Consider the following 15,203-nt stretch of genomic DNA (forward strand, 5'->3'; position numbering starts at 1 on the left):
GGCTGCTGGGATCTATGGGCGGGGCGCCGCCGGCCCGAACAACATCCTGTAGTAGGCTTTGCCATCGCGCAGATGCGAGTCGAATGTGAAGTTCTTTGCCAACATAATGTCCATGTCCTCGCGGGTGATCCGCATAACGTAGCTGTGTTCAGTCGTGACTAGCCGCCAAGTGCCGCTGGCTTCGTTCGCACTGAACCACTTTCCTGGATCGGCATGGCCGGCCGGGTGCGAGCGGCCGTTCTCCTCCAACTGCCAGCGTCCGTCGAGCAATATCCAGATCGAGTCATCGGTCATCGAAGAATCTCCTGGTCCGGATGCGATGACTGTTCCTGGGTCGGTCTCCCATTCGCGAGAATGGTCGATTGTCCAGCGTAATTGCGATGTGTTGAGTGACGTGAAGAACGGGGTATGACGCAAGAGGTGCAAGTAGGTGACGGAGGGCTTCATCGTGGAGGTGGCCTGGGTGGTGTGGCACGGTGCCACGGACAGCGCACACCCGGCCGTGAGCAGGGAAAGCAAGATCGCGAGAGAGCGGCGCATCATGATTGAACGTCTTATGGGGCTTCAGCGACGCGAGGTCACGGCGAGCTTAACTGCCAGTGCGAGGAATACTGTTCCTGCGAACCAGTTCAAACAGCGCTGCAGCCTGGTCGAGCGCATGAACGTCTGACCGACTGCGCCGGCTGTCCATGCGATGCCAGCGAAGACTGCGAGGGCTGCAACGGCAAAAACCAGCCCCAGCACGGCGATTTGCAGCGTGACTTGGCCCCGCTCGGCGGTAACGAACTGCGGCAGAAAGGCCAGGAAAAACATGATCACCTTAGGATTGCTCAGGTTCATGGCGACACCCTTGGCATACGCTTGCCATATGGAATGCAGTTCCAGCTTCGATGTCTCGGCGGCGCCCACCGGTGCGCGAAACGCCTGCCACGCGAGGAAGGCGAGATACGCGGCACCGAGGGCCTTGAGAATGGTGAAGGCCGTGAGCGAGGCCGTCAGAACGGCGCCAAGTCCCGCGGCCACCAGAGCAGTGTGGGCCATCAGGCCCGTACATAGGCCCAATACGGTGGCAAGACCGGAGCGCACGCCGTAGCGGGCGGATTGGACGAGGACGAATAGATTGTCCGGCCCTGGTGTGAGCGCCAGCAGCAGCGAGATGCCGGCAAAGGGCAACAACGTGTCGACGGATGGCATGGCTGTGCTCCAAAGCAGGGTTTGTCGATACCGATCGTCAGCCACGCCCACTTTTGAGGTGGCGTGGTTGATGGCTTATTACGTATTGAGGCGCGGCTTGAACAGGTCGAACAGTCCAATCCGATGCAGTTCTATGAGCGGACGAGGCCAAATAGCGCGAAGCCCGAGTCCGCACCGTCCTAAGCAGGATCGATGTGCAAGCGAAGCAACCGCTTGCCGAAGGCATACTGAATATTTTCCCGATGGCCGCGGCCATTAGGATGGCCTCACGATTCTGGCTGGCATGTAGTGCGAGACCCATCCCGCCGCCGAGCCGATCGTGCTAGCGCCCAGGAGATGCGCCAGGCTTTCGGCGGACGGTTCCAGGTGTGCGGCGAACCACGCGACCAGGCCGAGGAAGTAGCCCAGCAGATTGTTTAGGATTGGCATGCCGCGCATGGCAACCACGAGCAGTGCGACGACAAACACTACGACAGGCAGTGCCAAGCGTGGCCCAACGATAGATCCCACGTGCGGCAGGCTGAATGCCGCAATCGCACCAATCGTCAGGCCCAGTCCGACGCAAGCGAGATTTTCAAAGGCGCTTCGCGTATTCATGCCGCGCGTGAAGAATGCAATCCAGCCGATGAACATGGCCCAGACGGGCAGCGAAAGTGCCGCACTGCTCGCTGCCGCGACGGCGGCCGTGACAGCGGCAACGAGAGTTGTGATGATGAAAGAAGTGGGAGATTGGCGAGCGTGGCTCATGGGAAGCTCCAAGGCAGAATGGATTCATTGGGCAAGTCATCGGTCGCGCACCCAAGGAAGGCAACAGCGATCGGCGAACCCATTCGGGGTTGGATCGTTCAATTGGTCCGCGGCTTGAGCAGGTCGGAAAGTCCTACTCGGTGCAACATCTCGGCACGCACGCGGTCCAGCACGGTGAATCCGACGTCTGCGCCGTCCTGGGTCGGATCGATGTGCACGCGGAACGGACGCTTGCCGAACGGCGTATCGACGACCTTGACGATCGCTTCGGCCACCAGGCCCGCATCGGCATCCGCCGGCACGATCTCGGCAAAGACCTTCTGCACCTGTTCGCCAAAGCCCGCGTACGGACCGGCCTCGTACTCGGCCGCGCGCGCCGCATCGGCTGGCGTGCCGGTATGGGCGAAATGGTTGGTGCCGCTGGTGAAGGCACCGGGCACGATGATCGAGGTCTCGATGCCCCAACGCGACAGTTCGCGCGCGTACTGCACGGCGATCGCATCCATCGCCGCCTTGGCACCGAAGTAAGGTGCCAGATAAGGGGGCGTGCCGCCGGCCGAACTGCTGCTCGATACCCATATCAGCAGCCCATCACGCTGTCGGCGCAGGTGCGGCAGCACGGCGCGGTTGACGCGCTGGGTGCTCAGCACGTTGACGTCGTAGAGCTGTGCATACTGCTCGGGCGTGAAGGCTTCGGCCGGACCGAACACCATGTGGCCAGCATTGTGCATCAGCACGTCGATGCGACCGGACTCGGCGATGATGCGCGCCACGGCGGCGTCTGCCGAGTCCTGCGATTGCACGTCCAGTTCGACCGTGCGCAAGTCCACGCCATTTTCCTTCGAGAAGGCGGACATCTGTTCGACCACCGCGGCATTGCGGCCGGCGGTGTTGCGCATCGAGGCATAGACGGTATGGCCGGCGCGAGCCAGCGCTTCGGCAGTCAGGCGGCCGAAGCCGCTGGAAGCGCCGGTGATGAGGATGATCTTGCTCATGAAGGTTCTCCTGATAGGAAAGACTATGAATTCGGGTGGGGGGGGGAACCCGTTGTCAGACCATCCCGCCGTTTGCGCGCAGAACCTGGCCGTTGATCCAGCCGCCGGCCGGACTGGCCAGGAAGGCCACCGCATGTGCGATGTCATCCGGCGTACCCAAGCGTTCCAGCGGGTTCATCTTCGACATGCGCTCGATCAATTCAGGGGACTTGCCGTGAAGAAACAGATCGGTCGCGGTCGGACCAGGCGCCACGGCGTTGACCGTAATCGAACGGCCGCGCAGCTCCTTCGACAGGATGGCGGTCAGCGTCTCCACGGCAGCTTTGGTCGCGGCATAGACGCCATAGTTCTCCAGCCTCAACCCGATTACGCTGGTGGAGAAGTTGATGATCCGGCCGCCATCGCGCAGGCGGCGCGATGCGAGGCGCAACGTGTTGAAGGTGCCTTTCAGGTTGACAGCGACTTGGCTATCGAACAACGCGTCATCGCTATCGGCAAGCGGCGCGAGCTTCATAATGCCGGCGTTATTGACGAGAACGTCGATGCCGCCGTAGGCCGCTTCGGCACCGTCGAACAGGCGTGACACGGCGGCCGCGTCGCTGACATCGGCCTGGGCACTGATCGCGCGTCCGCCGGACTTCTCGATATCGGCGACCACTTGTTCGGCCTCGGTTGCATTGCCGGCGTAGTTGACAACGACGGTGAAGCCATCCGCGGCCAGACGTCGGGCAATGGCCGCACCGATGCCACGCGAAGCGCCCGTCACTAGGGCAATTTTCTCTTGAGGGGTAGTCATGGAAGTTCTCCTTTCAGGCCGCGGGGATCGCGGCGTTAGAAGAACTATGCGATCTCCCCGGCCAGAGATAATCGATGTAAAGTGCACATCACTATTTCTTGAGAGCGAACAATGGATAATCTGGGGAACACGTCATGGATCGTTTGGATGCACTAAGGCTCTTTGTGCGCATCGTGGAGCGGCGCAGCTTCACGTTGGCGGCAAACGACTTGGAAATCCCTCGCTCGACAGCAACGAAAGTAGTCGCCGAGATGGAGGCTAGGCTGGGTGTGCGGCTGCTACAGAGGACCACACGCGTGGTGCGTCCGACGCTTGACGGTGAGGCTTTTCACCAGCGATGCGTCCGCATCCTGGACGACCTGGAGGACGCGGAAGGAGCCTTTCTTGGCGCGCAACCCAAGGGGCAGTTGCGTGTCGAAGTACAGGGTACTCTTGCTCGCCACTTTCTCATGCCCGGCTTGCCATCGTTTTTCGAACACTATCCGGACATCGAACTCTCGATGAGCGAAAGCGACCGGTGGATCGATCTGGTGCAGGAAGGTATGGATTGCGCGCTGCGCTACGGCAGGCTGCCGGACAGCGATCTCGTTGCGCGGCAGGTGGCAATGCTGGAACGCGTGACCTGCGCCACGCCCGGCTATCTGAAGAAGTTCGGCACGCCGACCGATGTTGCTTCCCTCGCCGGGCATCGTATGGTGGGCATCCGCCTGATTTCGAGTGGCAGCTTGATGCCGCTCGAGTTCACCGGAGGCGAGGCGCACGAGAGCATCACGCTACCGGCCACGCTATCGGTGACGGGACCGGAAAGCTATCTGGCCAGCACACGGCTTGGTTTCGGTCTAGCGCAGATGCCGCGCTTCCATATCGATGAAGACCTCAAGCGCGGTAGCCTCGTCGCCGTGCTGCGCGAACGCCCGCCGCCGTCGGCGCCTGTGTCGCTCGTCTATCCGCGCAACCGGCAATTGTCGCCACGCGTACGCGTGTTCCTCGACTGGGCTAGCAATGAGTTCAAGAGGTCTGGTGTGTGATGCTGACTACCTGCCTCTAAGGGCTGTTATCTGTGAACGTAAGTCCCGGCAATCCCATCATAAGCGCAGAAGGTGCACGGGATCGCAACGCGGCGGTAAATGTGTCGCCGCCATTCACCTGATCCATTCGGTACGACTGAACTGGCATCATCCGCTTGCCTGTCTGCAAAATGTGCTTACGCGCTTACCTACAGAAAGCCAACAGATCGCCGATTAAACCGAGTCAGCCCTCAACCGTACCGCATCCTGAATAGGAGATGCTCCGAACTGACGTTTGTATTCGCGATGGAACTGCGACAGATTGTCGTAACCCACCGTCGACGCAACGACGCCTACATCACTAGCCCGTTGTATCAGGAGACGGCGGGCCTCGAGCAGCCGCAGGCGCTTCTGATACTGAAGCGGGCTCAGTGCAGTGGCATCCTTGAAGTGTTGATGTAAAGACGAAATGCTCATGTTTACATGCTTAGCTAGATCGTCGATGCGAATCGGCCCGTCATAGTGCTCTTTGATCCATTCGACAGCTTTGCTGACCTTGAAAGCACGACTATCTGCCACGAGCGCATGGCGCAGCCTCATGCCTTGGCTGCTCATGAGCAGGCGATAAAGGATTTCCTGTTCGATTAGGGGAGCCAGCGCAGGAATGTGCTTGGGGGTCTCGAGTAGGCTGGCCAAGCGATAGGCGGCGTCTAGCAGCTCCGTCGGTAGCTTGCTCAGGCTGATGCCAAGCCCAGTCGGTGTCTCGTCCGGAGGTGGCAAATCTCGAACGGCAACAAGATCAGCCACCTTCTGCATGTCTATCTCATAAGCGAAACACAGATAAGGCATGTCGGTGCTGGCCTGTGTGACGCGACCAATGACCGGCATGTCTATCGATGTGACCAGACAGTGCTTTGTATCGTAGCTATAGGAAGCATCGCCTGCGGTGACAGTCTTTGCTCCTTGTGCAGCGAAGATAAGAGCGATCTTGGTAAAGGCCGACTCTTCCTTTGACGGCGCAGAGTACCGGTGAAATGTCAGAGACGGGATAGCCGTGCGATGTTCGCCATCAATAGGGGTAAAGCGTCCCACGATCGCGGCTAGGTGCCTTGATATAGCTTCCTGTGAAGGACGATCTAGTGGGGTGCCGCCTGTAAATTCCATGGTCTATAAGCCTACGAATGCGTGATCAGAATTATCCACGGATAACCGAGTACACACATCCCATCTCCACATGATTTTGGAGAATCGTACACAAAAAATCGACTAACGTGGAGCTGTCTTGCAGGCAACGGGGACAGAATGTCCACATTAGTAACTTGAAGTCGACGCACCAGTCACCGAAGCCTCTTCGCCCCGGAGTTGTTTCGTTGAAGGTCATCCGATGCGACGTTGGCCGGTGTGGTCGACACGATCGTATCCTGTAGCTGACGGTGTGTGCTAAAGGCAGGCTGATACAAGATGGCCAAGCTAATTGTGTACGAGGACTAGGATAGTGAGAAGTCGACGCAATGCGCGGTTACACGAAGGCATGAGATGTCGAGACCAACGCGATGGCGAGAAGCAAGATTAACTGTCCCCGAATATAAGTAAAAACAGCAGAGTTTGCGAATTGCTTTTGTGTGAAGCGTGATCGTAGGAGATTGATCCGAAAGGAGAAATTCGTATGGAACTTCGTCATCTCCGTTGCTTTTTAGCGGTGGCAGAGGAACTACACTTTGCGAAAGCTGCACAACGCCTTCACATCGAACAGTCTCCGTTATCGCGAGCAATTAAGGAACTCGAAGAAGAATTGGGTATGGCGCTGTTCGAGCGAACCACGCGCAGCACTCGTTTGACTCGCGCCGGAAAGCTGTTCAGGGAGCATGTGCCACGTGTCTTTACTGCTTTGCAGCAGGCGCGAGAAAGCGTGAAAGCCGCCAGCAATGGCTTTCACGGTCAGCTACGTATTGCGCTGTCGGATGGAATAACACCGTCGAGATTCTCCAACTTCCTGGCGTTGTGCCGACAAGAAGATCCAGAGATTGAGGTACGCCTGTCCGAAGTGCCACTAGTCCAGCAGATTAGAGGTTTGCATGATGACCTTTACGACGTTGGGTTCGCTCGGTCAGATGAGGTGGGCGACGGCATCATTGCCGAGGAAGCCTGGAGTGAGCCCTTGATGGTGGCTGTGCCCGATCGCCATCCTCTGTTGACGTACAAACGCATCCCACTGGAGGAGGTGTTGCGCTATCCGCTGGTGCTTGGAGATCTCCATGCGTGCGAAGGCTATTCTCGGCAGATTGAACGGGTGCTGCGGCAGGTTGATAAAGAACCATTGATCGCTGAAAGAGTAGCATCCATCGACCTCATGATGGCACTAGTGGCGGCAGGCTTTGCCTTGGGCATGGCTGGCGCTTCGCAGATTGCCACCAGCCGCGAGTCAGGTGTCATAGCTCGGCCACTGGTAGGCCGGGCGCCTTTACTGACCACATTTTTACTACACCGGGATAACCAGCCTTCGGAGGCGTTAACACGTTTCAGAGAACGGGTAGGAACCCTGGCATCGCTTGCTAAGAATAAGTCTGCCGCACTAACCAGTCTCAATGCATCGGAGGAGGTCGAGTAATGACCGTTCACAGGCCGTTTGCGTTTTTTCTTGCTGCAATGTTGACCGCTTGCGGCCAGTCCGACACACCTCAACAGCCCGATCTGCCAGCCGTAGAGGAACTGGCGAGCAATCCCGAACGGCTGAAGGAACTGCGCCAGCAGTGCAGGCTGGAACGCGCGAAGCTGGGCGACGAACTATGCAACCGGGTAGCCGAGGCTACACGCAAGCGGTTTTATGGCGATGGCAAGGTGCCCTATACACCGCCGGAGAATCCGCCAAAGTTCTGATCGTAGGCGCTTCGCTACGAAACTTCCGATTTCTTGCTCGACACGCCGCAACGCGCCATCGCTTGCGGCGTTTTTTCTGCCTGCGCCCTCGCGCGAAATCTTGCTTTTTTCTCGACCTTTCTCCCGATAACGGTCTTTGACCAGCACCGACCCGGCACTGATCCTCGCGCTATGCGGCACGTCCTTGTGCCACCTGTGAGCAAGGAATCAGCGCAGGAGAAATCGGAGGCCAGTCATGCAAGGTCAGGGCGTGCTGTTCGGGCAGATCGCCGCTGTTTTCAGCATCGTGATCGCCGGCGTATGGAGTGCAACGCAATGGACAGCGGCAGCCCTCGGACATCAACTACGCCTTGGCTCGCCCTGGTTCGACTTCTTTGGCACGCCGGTCTATCACCCCTGGCGGCTCTTTGAATGGTGGTTCTTCTTCGATGCCTACGCGCCGCATGTCTTCGACATAGGCGGCGCGATTGCGGGCGGCAGCGGCCTTCTGGCCGTGGTGGTCGCCATCGCCATGTCAGTCTGGCGCTCGCGGCAGGCCAAGCTGGTCACGACCTACGGCTCGGCGCGCTGGGCTGATACCGCCGACATCCGCAAGGCTGGGCTGACCCAGCCGGCCGGGGTCTTGCTCGGCCTGCATCGCGACCAATACCTGCGCCACGAAGGCCCGGAACACGTCTTGACCTTTGCGCCGACCCGCAGCGGCAAAGGCGTCGGTCTGGTCGTGCCGACCTTATTGAGCTGGCCTGCATCCGTCGTCGTCCATGACATCAAAGGAGAAAACTGGACACTCACCGCAGGCTGGCGCTCGCGCTTCTCGCATTGCCTGCTGTTCAACCCCACCGATGCGAAGTCGGCAGCCTACAACCCGCTGCTGGAGGTTCGGCGCGGCGCGCATGAAGTGCGCGACGTGCAGAACGTGGCGGACATTCTGGTCGATCCCGATGGCGCGCTCGAACGCAGGAACCATTGGGAGAAGACCAGTCATGCGCTGCTGGTCGGCGCCATCCTGCATGTGCTCTACGCGGGCGAGGACAAGACGCTGCGCGGCGTCGCCAACTTCCTCAGCGATCCGGCGTGCCCGTTCGAGCTGACCTTGCACCGGATGATGACGACGAAGCACCTGGGCGATGCACCGCACCCTGTCGTCGCATCCGCTGCGCGCGAAGTGCTCAACAAATCGGACAACGAGCGGTCGGGGGTTCTGTCCACGGCCATGTCGTTCCTCGGCCTGTACCGCGACCCCACCGTGGCCGAAGTCACGTCGCGCTGCGATTGGCGCATCGCCGACCTGATTTCTGCCGAGCATCCCGTATCGCTGTACCTGGTGGTGCCGCCTTCGGACATCAGCCGCACCAAGCCGCTGATCCGGCTGATCCTCAACCAGATCGGGCGGCGGCTCACAGAATCGCTTGACGGCTCCGACGGCATCGCCCGCCGCCACAAGCTGCTGCTGATGCTCGACGAGTTTCCGGCGCTGGGTCGCCTGGACTTCTTCGAGTCCGCGCTCGCCTTTATGGCCGGCTACGGCATCCGCAGCTTTCTCATCGCTCAGAGCCTGAACCAGATCGACAAGGCGTATGGGCAGAACCATTCCATCCTCGACAACTGCCACGTCCGGGTGACGTTCGCCACCAACGACGAACGTACCGCGAAACGCATTTCCGAAACGCTCGGCACCGCCACCGAACTGCGCGCACAACGCAATTACGCCGGTCATCGGCTTGCGCCGTGGCTCGGGCATCTCATGGTGTCGCGGCAGGAGACGGCCCGACCGCTGTTGACCCCCGGCGAGGTGATGCAGCTTCCGCCCGACGAATCGGTGGTGATGGTGTCCAGCCTGCCGCCGATCAAGGCGAAGAAGCTGCGCTACTACGCCGACTCCAACTTCAAGCAGCGCGTGTTGTCGCCGCCCAACCTCGCAGCCGGGCGCTATGTCGATGCGCCGCCGACCCGACCCGACGACTGGAGCGGCCTGGCGATTCCCGCCGTACCCGCCGCGCCAGCCACGGCATTCGTCGATGACCTTGGCGGCTCCGACGACGGCGGCCCGCGCCGTCAGCCCGAACTCTCCGAAACCGTCGCCTACGACCCCGAGCCGGACGCGCACGCGACCGACCTGGCGCTGCTCGATGACGACGACCTGCCGCTGCCGCTTCCCGGCCAGCTCGACCCGGCCATGCAACGCACGGCCCGGCTGGCATCGCTGAACCCCAAAGACGGAATCGACTTATGAGCCAATACCGCCTCAATCTGTTCATCCAGCCCGAGCACGCCAAACGCCTGGACGAATTGGCCGCCAAGAAAGGCGTGTCGAAATCCAGCATCGTCGCGGCGGCGCTGGCGTCCTGGCTATCGCCGGACGCGGGCGACCAGCGCGAAGCGGCCATCGCCAAGCGGCTGGATCGGCTGTCGCGGCAGACCGAGCGCCTGGAGCGCGACCAGAACATCCAGATCGAAACGCTGGCGCTGTTCGTCCGCTACTTCCTGACCGTCAGCACGCCCGTTCCCGAGGCACACCAGGAAGCCGCCCGCGCCCAGGGCAAGGCCCGTTTCGAGCAGTTCGTCGAACAACTCGGCCGCCACCTGCTGCGCGGCCGCAGCCTTGTGCGCGACGTGGTGGAGGAACTGCACCCTGACACCGCACGGATGGATGACGCGGCGGCGCTGGCCGGAGCGCGGGAGCGTGCCTCATGAGCGCCGTTCCGCAACTCCCGCCCGAGCCTCGTTCGTCCGCCACCACCTCGCTGGATCGCCGCATCCAGATGCTGCGTACCGCAATGGGGCCGGTGATCGCCGCCGCGCTCGAAGACCCGGACGTGGTGGAAGTCATGCTCAACCCCGACCGCACGCTATGGGTCGATCGGTTGTCGTCGGGCCGTGCGCCGTTGGGCGTGGAACTGTCCGAAGCCGATGGCGAACGCATCATCCGCCTGGTCGCGGCACACGTCGGCGCGGAAGTGCACCGCGGCCAACCGCTGCTGACCGCCGAGCTGCCGGAGACGGGCGAACGCTTCGAGGGCATCTTGCCGCCGGCCGCGCCAGGCCCGGCGTTCGCGCTGCGCAAGCGCGCCGTGAGCATCATCGGCCTGGATCGCTATGTGGCCGACGGCATCCTGACCGCCGGGCAGGCCGAGTTCCTGCGCCGCGCTGTGCGCGAGCGGCAGAACATCCTGATCGCCGGCGGCACCAGCACCGGCAAGACCACGCTGGCGAACGCGCTACTGGCCGAGATCGCCGCCACCGGCGATCGCGTGCTGGTGCTCGAAGACACCATCGAGCTGCAATGCGCGGCCCGCGACCATGTACCCCTGCGCACTCGCGCCGGCGTCGTGACCATGACCGAGTTGGTGCGCGCCACGATGCGCCTGCGCCCGGATCGCGTGATCGTCGGCGAAGTGCGCGGCGGCGAAGCCCTCGACCTCATCAAAGTGTGGGGCACGGGGCATCCGGGCGGCATCGCCACGATCCACGCCGGTTCCGCGCTGGGCGCGCTGCTGCGCCTCGAACAGTTGATTCTCGAAGTTGCGGTGAATCCGCCGCGGGCGCTGATCGCCGAGGCGGTCAACGTCGTCATCCACATCGCCGGCCGTGGCCGCAAGCGCCACGTCGAAAGCATTGCCCGCCTCAATGGCTTCGACGCTGCCGGCTATCGCCTGGCGGACGCGATGGAAACGCCGTTTCCCGCGCTGGCGCCGCCTTCTTTCCCGTCCCCTGACCACCCTGGAGAACTGCCATGACGCAGATGAACGCTGTTGCTTTCCGTTTTTCCGTAAATCCGGCCTCAATCCTTGCGCGCCTGCGGGGCCTGGCCGCGCCGGCACACCACGGCCTGCTGCTGGCCGCCGTCATGCTGATGACGGCCGGCACGGCGAAGGCCGCCGGTTCCTCGATGCCGTGGGAAGGCCCGCTGCAATCCATCCTCGATTCCATCCAGGGGCCGGTGGCGCGCATCGTCGCTGTCATCATCATCATCGCCACGGGCCTGGCACTCGCCTTCGGCGACACGTCGGGGGGCTTTCGCAAGCTCATCCAGATCGTCTTCGGGTTGAGCATCGCGTTCGCCGCGTCCTCGTTCTTCCTGTCGTTCTTCAGCTTCTCCGGCGGGGCCGTCGTATGAACACGGCCAGCGATCTTCCGGGCTTCGAGGTGCCGCTGCATCGCTCGCTGACCGAGCCGATCCTGCTGGGCGGTGCGCCGCGCAACGTGGCGATCGCCAACGGCACGCTGGCCGCCGCCGTCGGGCTGGGTCTGCAACTGTGGATTCCGGGGCTGGTGCTCTGGATCGTCGGCCATTCGCTCGCCGTGTGGGGCGCGCGCGTCGATCCGCAGTTCATGCAGGTTTTCGCCCGGCACATCAAGCACAAGCCGCTGCTCGACGTGTAGGGGAACGCCACGATGCTGAACCTTGCCGAATACCGCCAGCGCCCGGCCTTGCTCGCTGACTGGCTGCCGTGGGCCGGGCTGGTCGCGCCCGGCGTTGTCTTGAACAAGGACGGCAGTTTCCAGCGCACGGCACGATTCCGCGGCCCCGATCTGGACAGCGCCACGCAAGGCGAGTTGATCGCCGCGTCTGCACGGCTCAACAACGCGCTGCGCCGGCTGGGTTCTGGCTGGGCCTTGTTCATCGAGGCAGAGCGCCAATCCGCCGCCGACTATCCGCATTCCGACTTCCCCGAACCGTTGTCCTGGCTCGTCGATGAAGAACGCCGCGCCGCGTTCGAGGAATCGGGCCATCACTTCGAGAGTGCCTATCACCTGACGGTGGCTTTCCTGCCGCCGGAGGAATCCCGCGCCCGCGCGGCGAAGTTGCTCTACGAGAACTCGCCCGGCGATGGCGTGGATTGGGACGGCCGCCTGGATGCCTTCGTGGCGGAAACCGATCGCGTGTTCGACCTGCTCGACGGCGTGATGCCGGAAATCGCCTGGCTGGACGACAGCCAGACGCTGACCTACCTGCACGCAACCGTCTCGACGCGGCGCTATCGCATCGGTGTTCCCGAAGTGCCTTTCCATCTGGATGCGCTGCTGGCCGACTCCGCGCTGGTCGGTGGCCTGGCGCCCACGCTGGGCGACCAGCACCTGCGCGTGGTGTCGGTGCGCGGCTTTCCGACCTCGACCTGGCCGGGCCTGCTGGACGACCTCAACCGCCTGGGCTTTGCCTATCGCTGGAGCACGCGCTTTCTTTGCATGGACAAGGCCGAGGCGGAAAAGGAACTCGGCCGCCTGCGCCGCCAGTGGTTTGCGAAACGGAAGAACGTCGTCGCGCTGCTGCGCGAAACCATCTTCCAGCAGGAAAGCCCGCTGGTCGATACCGACGCCAGCAACAAGGCCGCCGACGCCGACGCGGCCTTGCAGGAACTGGGCAGCGATCAAGTCGCGTTCGGCTATCTCACCGCCACGGTGACGGTGCTCGATGCCGACCCGGCCGTGGCGGACGAGAAGCTGCGCATGGTGGAGCGCGTCATCCAAGGCCGGGGTTTCGTGACCATTCCCGAAACCTTGAACGCCGTCGATGCGTGGCTGTCGTCCATCCCCGGCAACGCATACGCGAACGTGCGCCAGCCCATCGTCTCGACGCTGAACCTGACGCACATGATGCCGCTGTCTGCGGTATGGGCCGGGCCGGAGAAGAACGACCACCTCGACGGCCCGCCGCTGATCGTTACGCGCACCGATGGCGCGACTCCGTTCCGGCTGGTGACGCACATCGGCGACGTAGGGCATACGCTGGTCGCCGGCCCGACCGGCATGGGCAAGTCGGTACTGCTGGCGACGCTGGCCTTGCAGTTCCGCCGCTACTTCGGCTCGCGGATCTTCGCCTTCGACATGGGCCGCTCCATGCGCGCCACCATCCTCGGCCTGGGCGGCGAGCACTACGACCTGGGCGCCGATGGCGGCATCGCGTTCCAGCCGCTCGCCCGCATCGACCATGAGGGCTACCGCTCCTGGGCCGCCGAATGGGTGGAAGGTCGCCTGCTGCATGAAGGCGTGGCCGTCGGCCCGGACGAGAAGGTGGCCATCTGGTCGGCGCTGGGCAGCCTCGCCGGTGCGCCGCAGGAACAGCGCACGATGACCGGGCTTTCCGTGCTGCTGCAATCGAACGCGCTGCGCCAGGCACTCGCGCCTTATGTCCTGGGCGGCGCGCACGGAAAGCTGCTGGACGCCGACCACGACCGGCTGGGCATGGCCGGCGTGCAGGGCTTCGAGATGGAAGAACTGATGCATAGCCCCGCCGCAGTGCAAGCGGTGCTGCGCTACCTGTTCGCCCGCTTCGACGAGCGTTTCGACGGTGCGCCCACGCTGCTGATTCTCGATGAGGCGTGGCTGTTCCTCGATGAGCCGTCTTTCGCGGCCCGCATCCGGCAATGGCTCAAGACGCTCAGGAAAAAAAACGTCAGCGTCATCTTCGCCACGCAGAGCCTGGCGGACATCGAGGATTCGACCATCGCGCCCGCGATCATCGAAAGCTGCGCGAGCAGGATTTTCTTGCCCAACCCACAGGCCACCGAGCCGCAGATTCGCACGATCTACGAGGGCTTCGGCCTCAACAGCCGGCAAATCGAGATCGTCGCCACCGCGCAGCCCAAGCGCGACTACTACTACCAATCGCGCCTCGGCAATCGCCTGTTCGACCTCGACCTGGGGCCGGCCGCGCTCGCGTTCGCGGGCGCTTCCACACCGCAAGACCAACGCGACATCGACCGCTTGCTGACGCAGGCCGGCGCACCCGGCTTCGCCGGCGCGTGGCTGCGCCATCGCGGCCTCGATTGGGCCGCCGACCTGCTGCCGTCCGCACCGGCGGCCGCTTCGTTCCTCAACGCCCAACCACTGGAGGTTTCACCATGAAGACCAAGCCCCGTTTGCTGTCCGCCTCTCTCGCTGCCGCGCTGTCTGTCTCGCTGATGCTCGCACAGCCAGCGGCGGCCATCACCGTGTTCGATCCGTCGAACTTCGTGCAGAACACGCTGACCGCCGTGCGCACGCTGGAGCAGATCAACAACCAGATCAACCAGCTCCAGAACGAAGCACAGATGTTGATGAACCAAGCGCGCAACCTGGCACGTCTGGACTTCAACATCGTCAACCGCCTGCGCTCGACGCTCGCCACCACCGAACGCCTGATCGCCGAAGCGCAGGGGCTGGCCTTTGATGTGACGAACATGGATCGGGAGTTCGCGCGCCTGTACCCCGAGCAGTACGCCGCCACCGTCAGCGGCGACCGCATGGCGCAGGACGCCCGCGAACGATGGCAGAACAGCTTGAACGGCCTGCACACCGCCATGCGGATGCAAGCCCAGGTGTCGCAGAACCTGACCCAAGACGAAAGCGCGCTGGCCGATCTGGTCAGCCAGAGCCAGTCCGCCACCGGCGCGCTGCAAGCGATGCAAGCGACGAATCAGCTCCTTGCCTTGCAGGCCAAGCAGTCCATCCAGGCGCAGCGGCTCCAGATCACGCAAGACCGTGCGGCCTCGCTGGAACTGGCGCGGCAGGCGGCGGCCACCGAGCGCGCCCGCGAAGTGCGACGGCGCTTCCTTGGCACCGGCACGCCGTACACGCCGCAGCGCGTGGATTTCTATTCCAACTGAC

16 protein-coding genes are annotated in these 15,203 nt (G+C 62.7%); 10 read left to right on the forward strand and 6 right to left on the reverse strand.

Translation table 11 applies throughout. The annotated features are described in order from the left end of the window. Positions 1-12: 12 nt before the first annotated feature. The 5 genes from L2Y94_RS07910 to L2Y94_RS07930 form a co-directional block, all read right to left on the reverse strand. Positions 13-543: a hypothetical protein gene (locus tag L2Y94_RS07910; protein ID WP_247374174.1), complete on the reverse strand. Its 531-nt coding sequence runs from the start codon at positions 541-543 to the stop codon at positions 13-15. A 21-nt stretch (positions 544-564) separates the two neighbouring features. Continuing rightward, on the reverse strand, positions 565-1,194 hold the full coding sequence (locus L2Y94_RS07915) for a LysE family translocator (RefSeq protein WP_247374175.1): 630 nt from the start codon (positions 1,192-1,194) through the stop codon (positions 565-567). A gap of 255 nt (positions 1,195-1,449) precedes the next feature. Further along, positions 1,450-1,941: a DUF1097 domain-containing protein gene (locus L2Y94_RS07920; RefSeq protein WP_247374176.1), complete on the reverse strand. Its 492-nt coding sequence runs from the start codon at positions 1,939-1,941 to the stop codon at positions 1,450-1,452. Positions 1,942-2,039: 98 nt separating this feature from the next. Beyond that, positions 2,040-2,936, reverse strand: a complete 897-nt coding sequence (locus tag L2Y94_RS07925) for an SDR family oxidoreductase (protein WP_247374177.1) — start codon at positions 2,934-2,936, stop codon at positions 2,040-2,042. Between the two features lie 55 nt (positions 2,937-2,991). Next, positions 2,992-3,732, reverse strand: a complete 741-nt coding sequence (locus L2Y94_RS07930) for an SDR family oxidoreductase (protein ID WP_230344955.1) — start codon at positions 3,730-3,732, stop codon at positions 2,992-2,994. A 134-nt stretch (positions 3,733-3,866) separates the two neighbouring features. Here L2Y94_RS07930 and L2Y94_RS07935 point away from each other — a divergent pair, with 134 nt between their 5' ends. After that, positions 3,867-4,760 (forward strand): LysR family transcriptional regulator, encoded by an 894-nt coding sequence (locus L2Y94_RS07935; RefSeq protein ID WP_247374179.1) that lies wholly within the window; start codon positions 3,867-3,869, stop codon positions 4,758-4,760. A 213-nt stretch (positions 4,761-4,973) separates the two neighbouring features. Here L2Y94_RS07935 and L2Y94_RS07940 read toward each other — a convergent pair whose 3' ends face one another. Beyond that, on the reverse strand, positions 4,974-5,903 hold the full coding sequence (locus L2Y94_RS07940) for an AraC family transcriptional regulator (RefSeq protein WP_247374181.1): 930 nt from the start codon (positions 5,901-5,903) through the stop codon (positions 4,974-4,976). Positions 5,904-6,405: 502 nt separating this feature from the next. Between L2Y94_RS07940 and L2Y94_RS07945 the strand changes: the two genes are divergently transcribed. The 9 genes from L2Y94_RS07945 (at position 6,406) to trbJ (ending at position 15,202) form a co-directional block, all read left to right on the forward strand. After that, positions 6,406-7,347: a LysR family transcriptional regulator gene (locus L2Y94_RS07945; RefSeq protein WP_247374183.1), complete on the forward strand. Its 942-nt coding sequence runs from the start codon at positions 6,406-6,408 to the stop codon at positions 7,345-7,347. After that, positions 7,347-7,616 carry an EexN family lipoprotein gene (locus tag L2Y94_RS07950; RefSeq protein WP_247374184.1) on the forward strand — a complete coding sequence of 90 codons (270 nt, stop codon included), beginning with the start codon at positions 7,347-7,349 and terminating at the stop codon, positions 7,614-7,616. The genes L2Y94_RS07945 and L2Y94_RS07950 overlap by 1 nt, the downstream gene beginning before the upstream one ends. A gap of 235 nt (positions 7,617-7,851) precedes the next feature. Next, a complete protein-coding gene (locus L2Y94_RS07955; RefSeq protein ID WP_247374186.1) occupies positions 7,852-9,849 on the forward strand; it encodes a conjugal transfer protein TraG in 1,998 nt (665 codons plus the stop codon). After that, a complete protein-coding gene (locus tag L2Y94_RS07960) occupies positions 9,846-10,310 on the forward strand; it encodes a CopG family transcriptional regulator (RefSeq protein WP_247374188.1) in 465 nt (154 codons plus the stop codon). Before L2Y94_RS07955 ends, L2Y94_RS07960 begins: the two co-directional genes overlap by 4 nt. A gap of 68 nt (positions 10,311-10,378) precedes the next feature. Beyond that, entirely contained in the window at positions 10,379-11,353 is a 975-nt protein-coding gene (trbB, locus tag L2Y94_RS07965) for a P-type conjugative transfer ATPase TrbB (protein ID WP_425602459.1), read from the forward strand. Further along, entirely contained in the window at positions 11,350-11,733 is a 384-nt protein-coding gene (locus L2Y94_RS07970; RefSeq protein WP_247374190.1) for a TrbC/VirB2 family type IV secretion system protein, read from the forward strand. The genes trbB and L2Y94_RS07970 overlap by 4 nt, the downstream gene beginning before the upstream one ends. Next, complete coding sequence (locus tag L2Y94_RS07975) at positions 11,730-11,999, forward strand: VirB3 family type IV secretion system protein (RefSeq protein WP_247374191.1); 270 nt, start codon at positions 11,730-11,732, stop codon at positions 11,997-11,999. The genes L2Y94_RS07970 and L2Y94_RS07975 overlap by 4 nt, the downstream gene beginning before the upstream one ends. 12 nt (positions 12,000-12,011) lie before the next feature. Then, a complete protein-coding gene (gene trbE / locus L2Y94_RS07980; RefSeq protein ID WP_247374192.1) occupies positions 12,012-14,462 on the forward strand; it encodes a conjugal transfer protein TrbE in 2,451 nt (816 codons plus the stop codon). Further along, on the forward strand, positions 14,459-15,202 hold the full coding sequence (trbJ, locus tag L2Y94_RS07985) for a P-type conjugative transfer protein TrbJ (protein WP_247374193.1): 744 nt from the start codon (positions 14,459-14,461) through the stop codon (positions 15,200-15,202). Before trbE ends, trbJ begins: the two co-directional genes overlap by 4 nt. Position 15,203 lies beyond the last annotated feature (1 nt).

Origin of the sequence: Luteibacter aegosomatis, from assembly GCF_023078455.1 — a bacterium.
Lineage (GTDB): Bacteria > Pseudomonadota > Gammaproteobacteria > Xanthomonadales > Rhodanobacteraceae > Luteibacter > Luteibacter aegosomatis.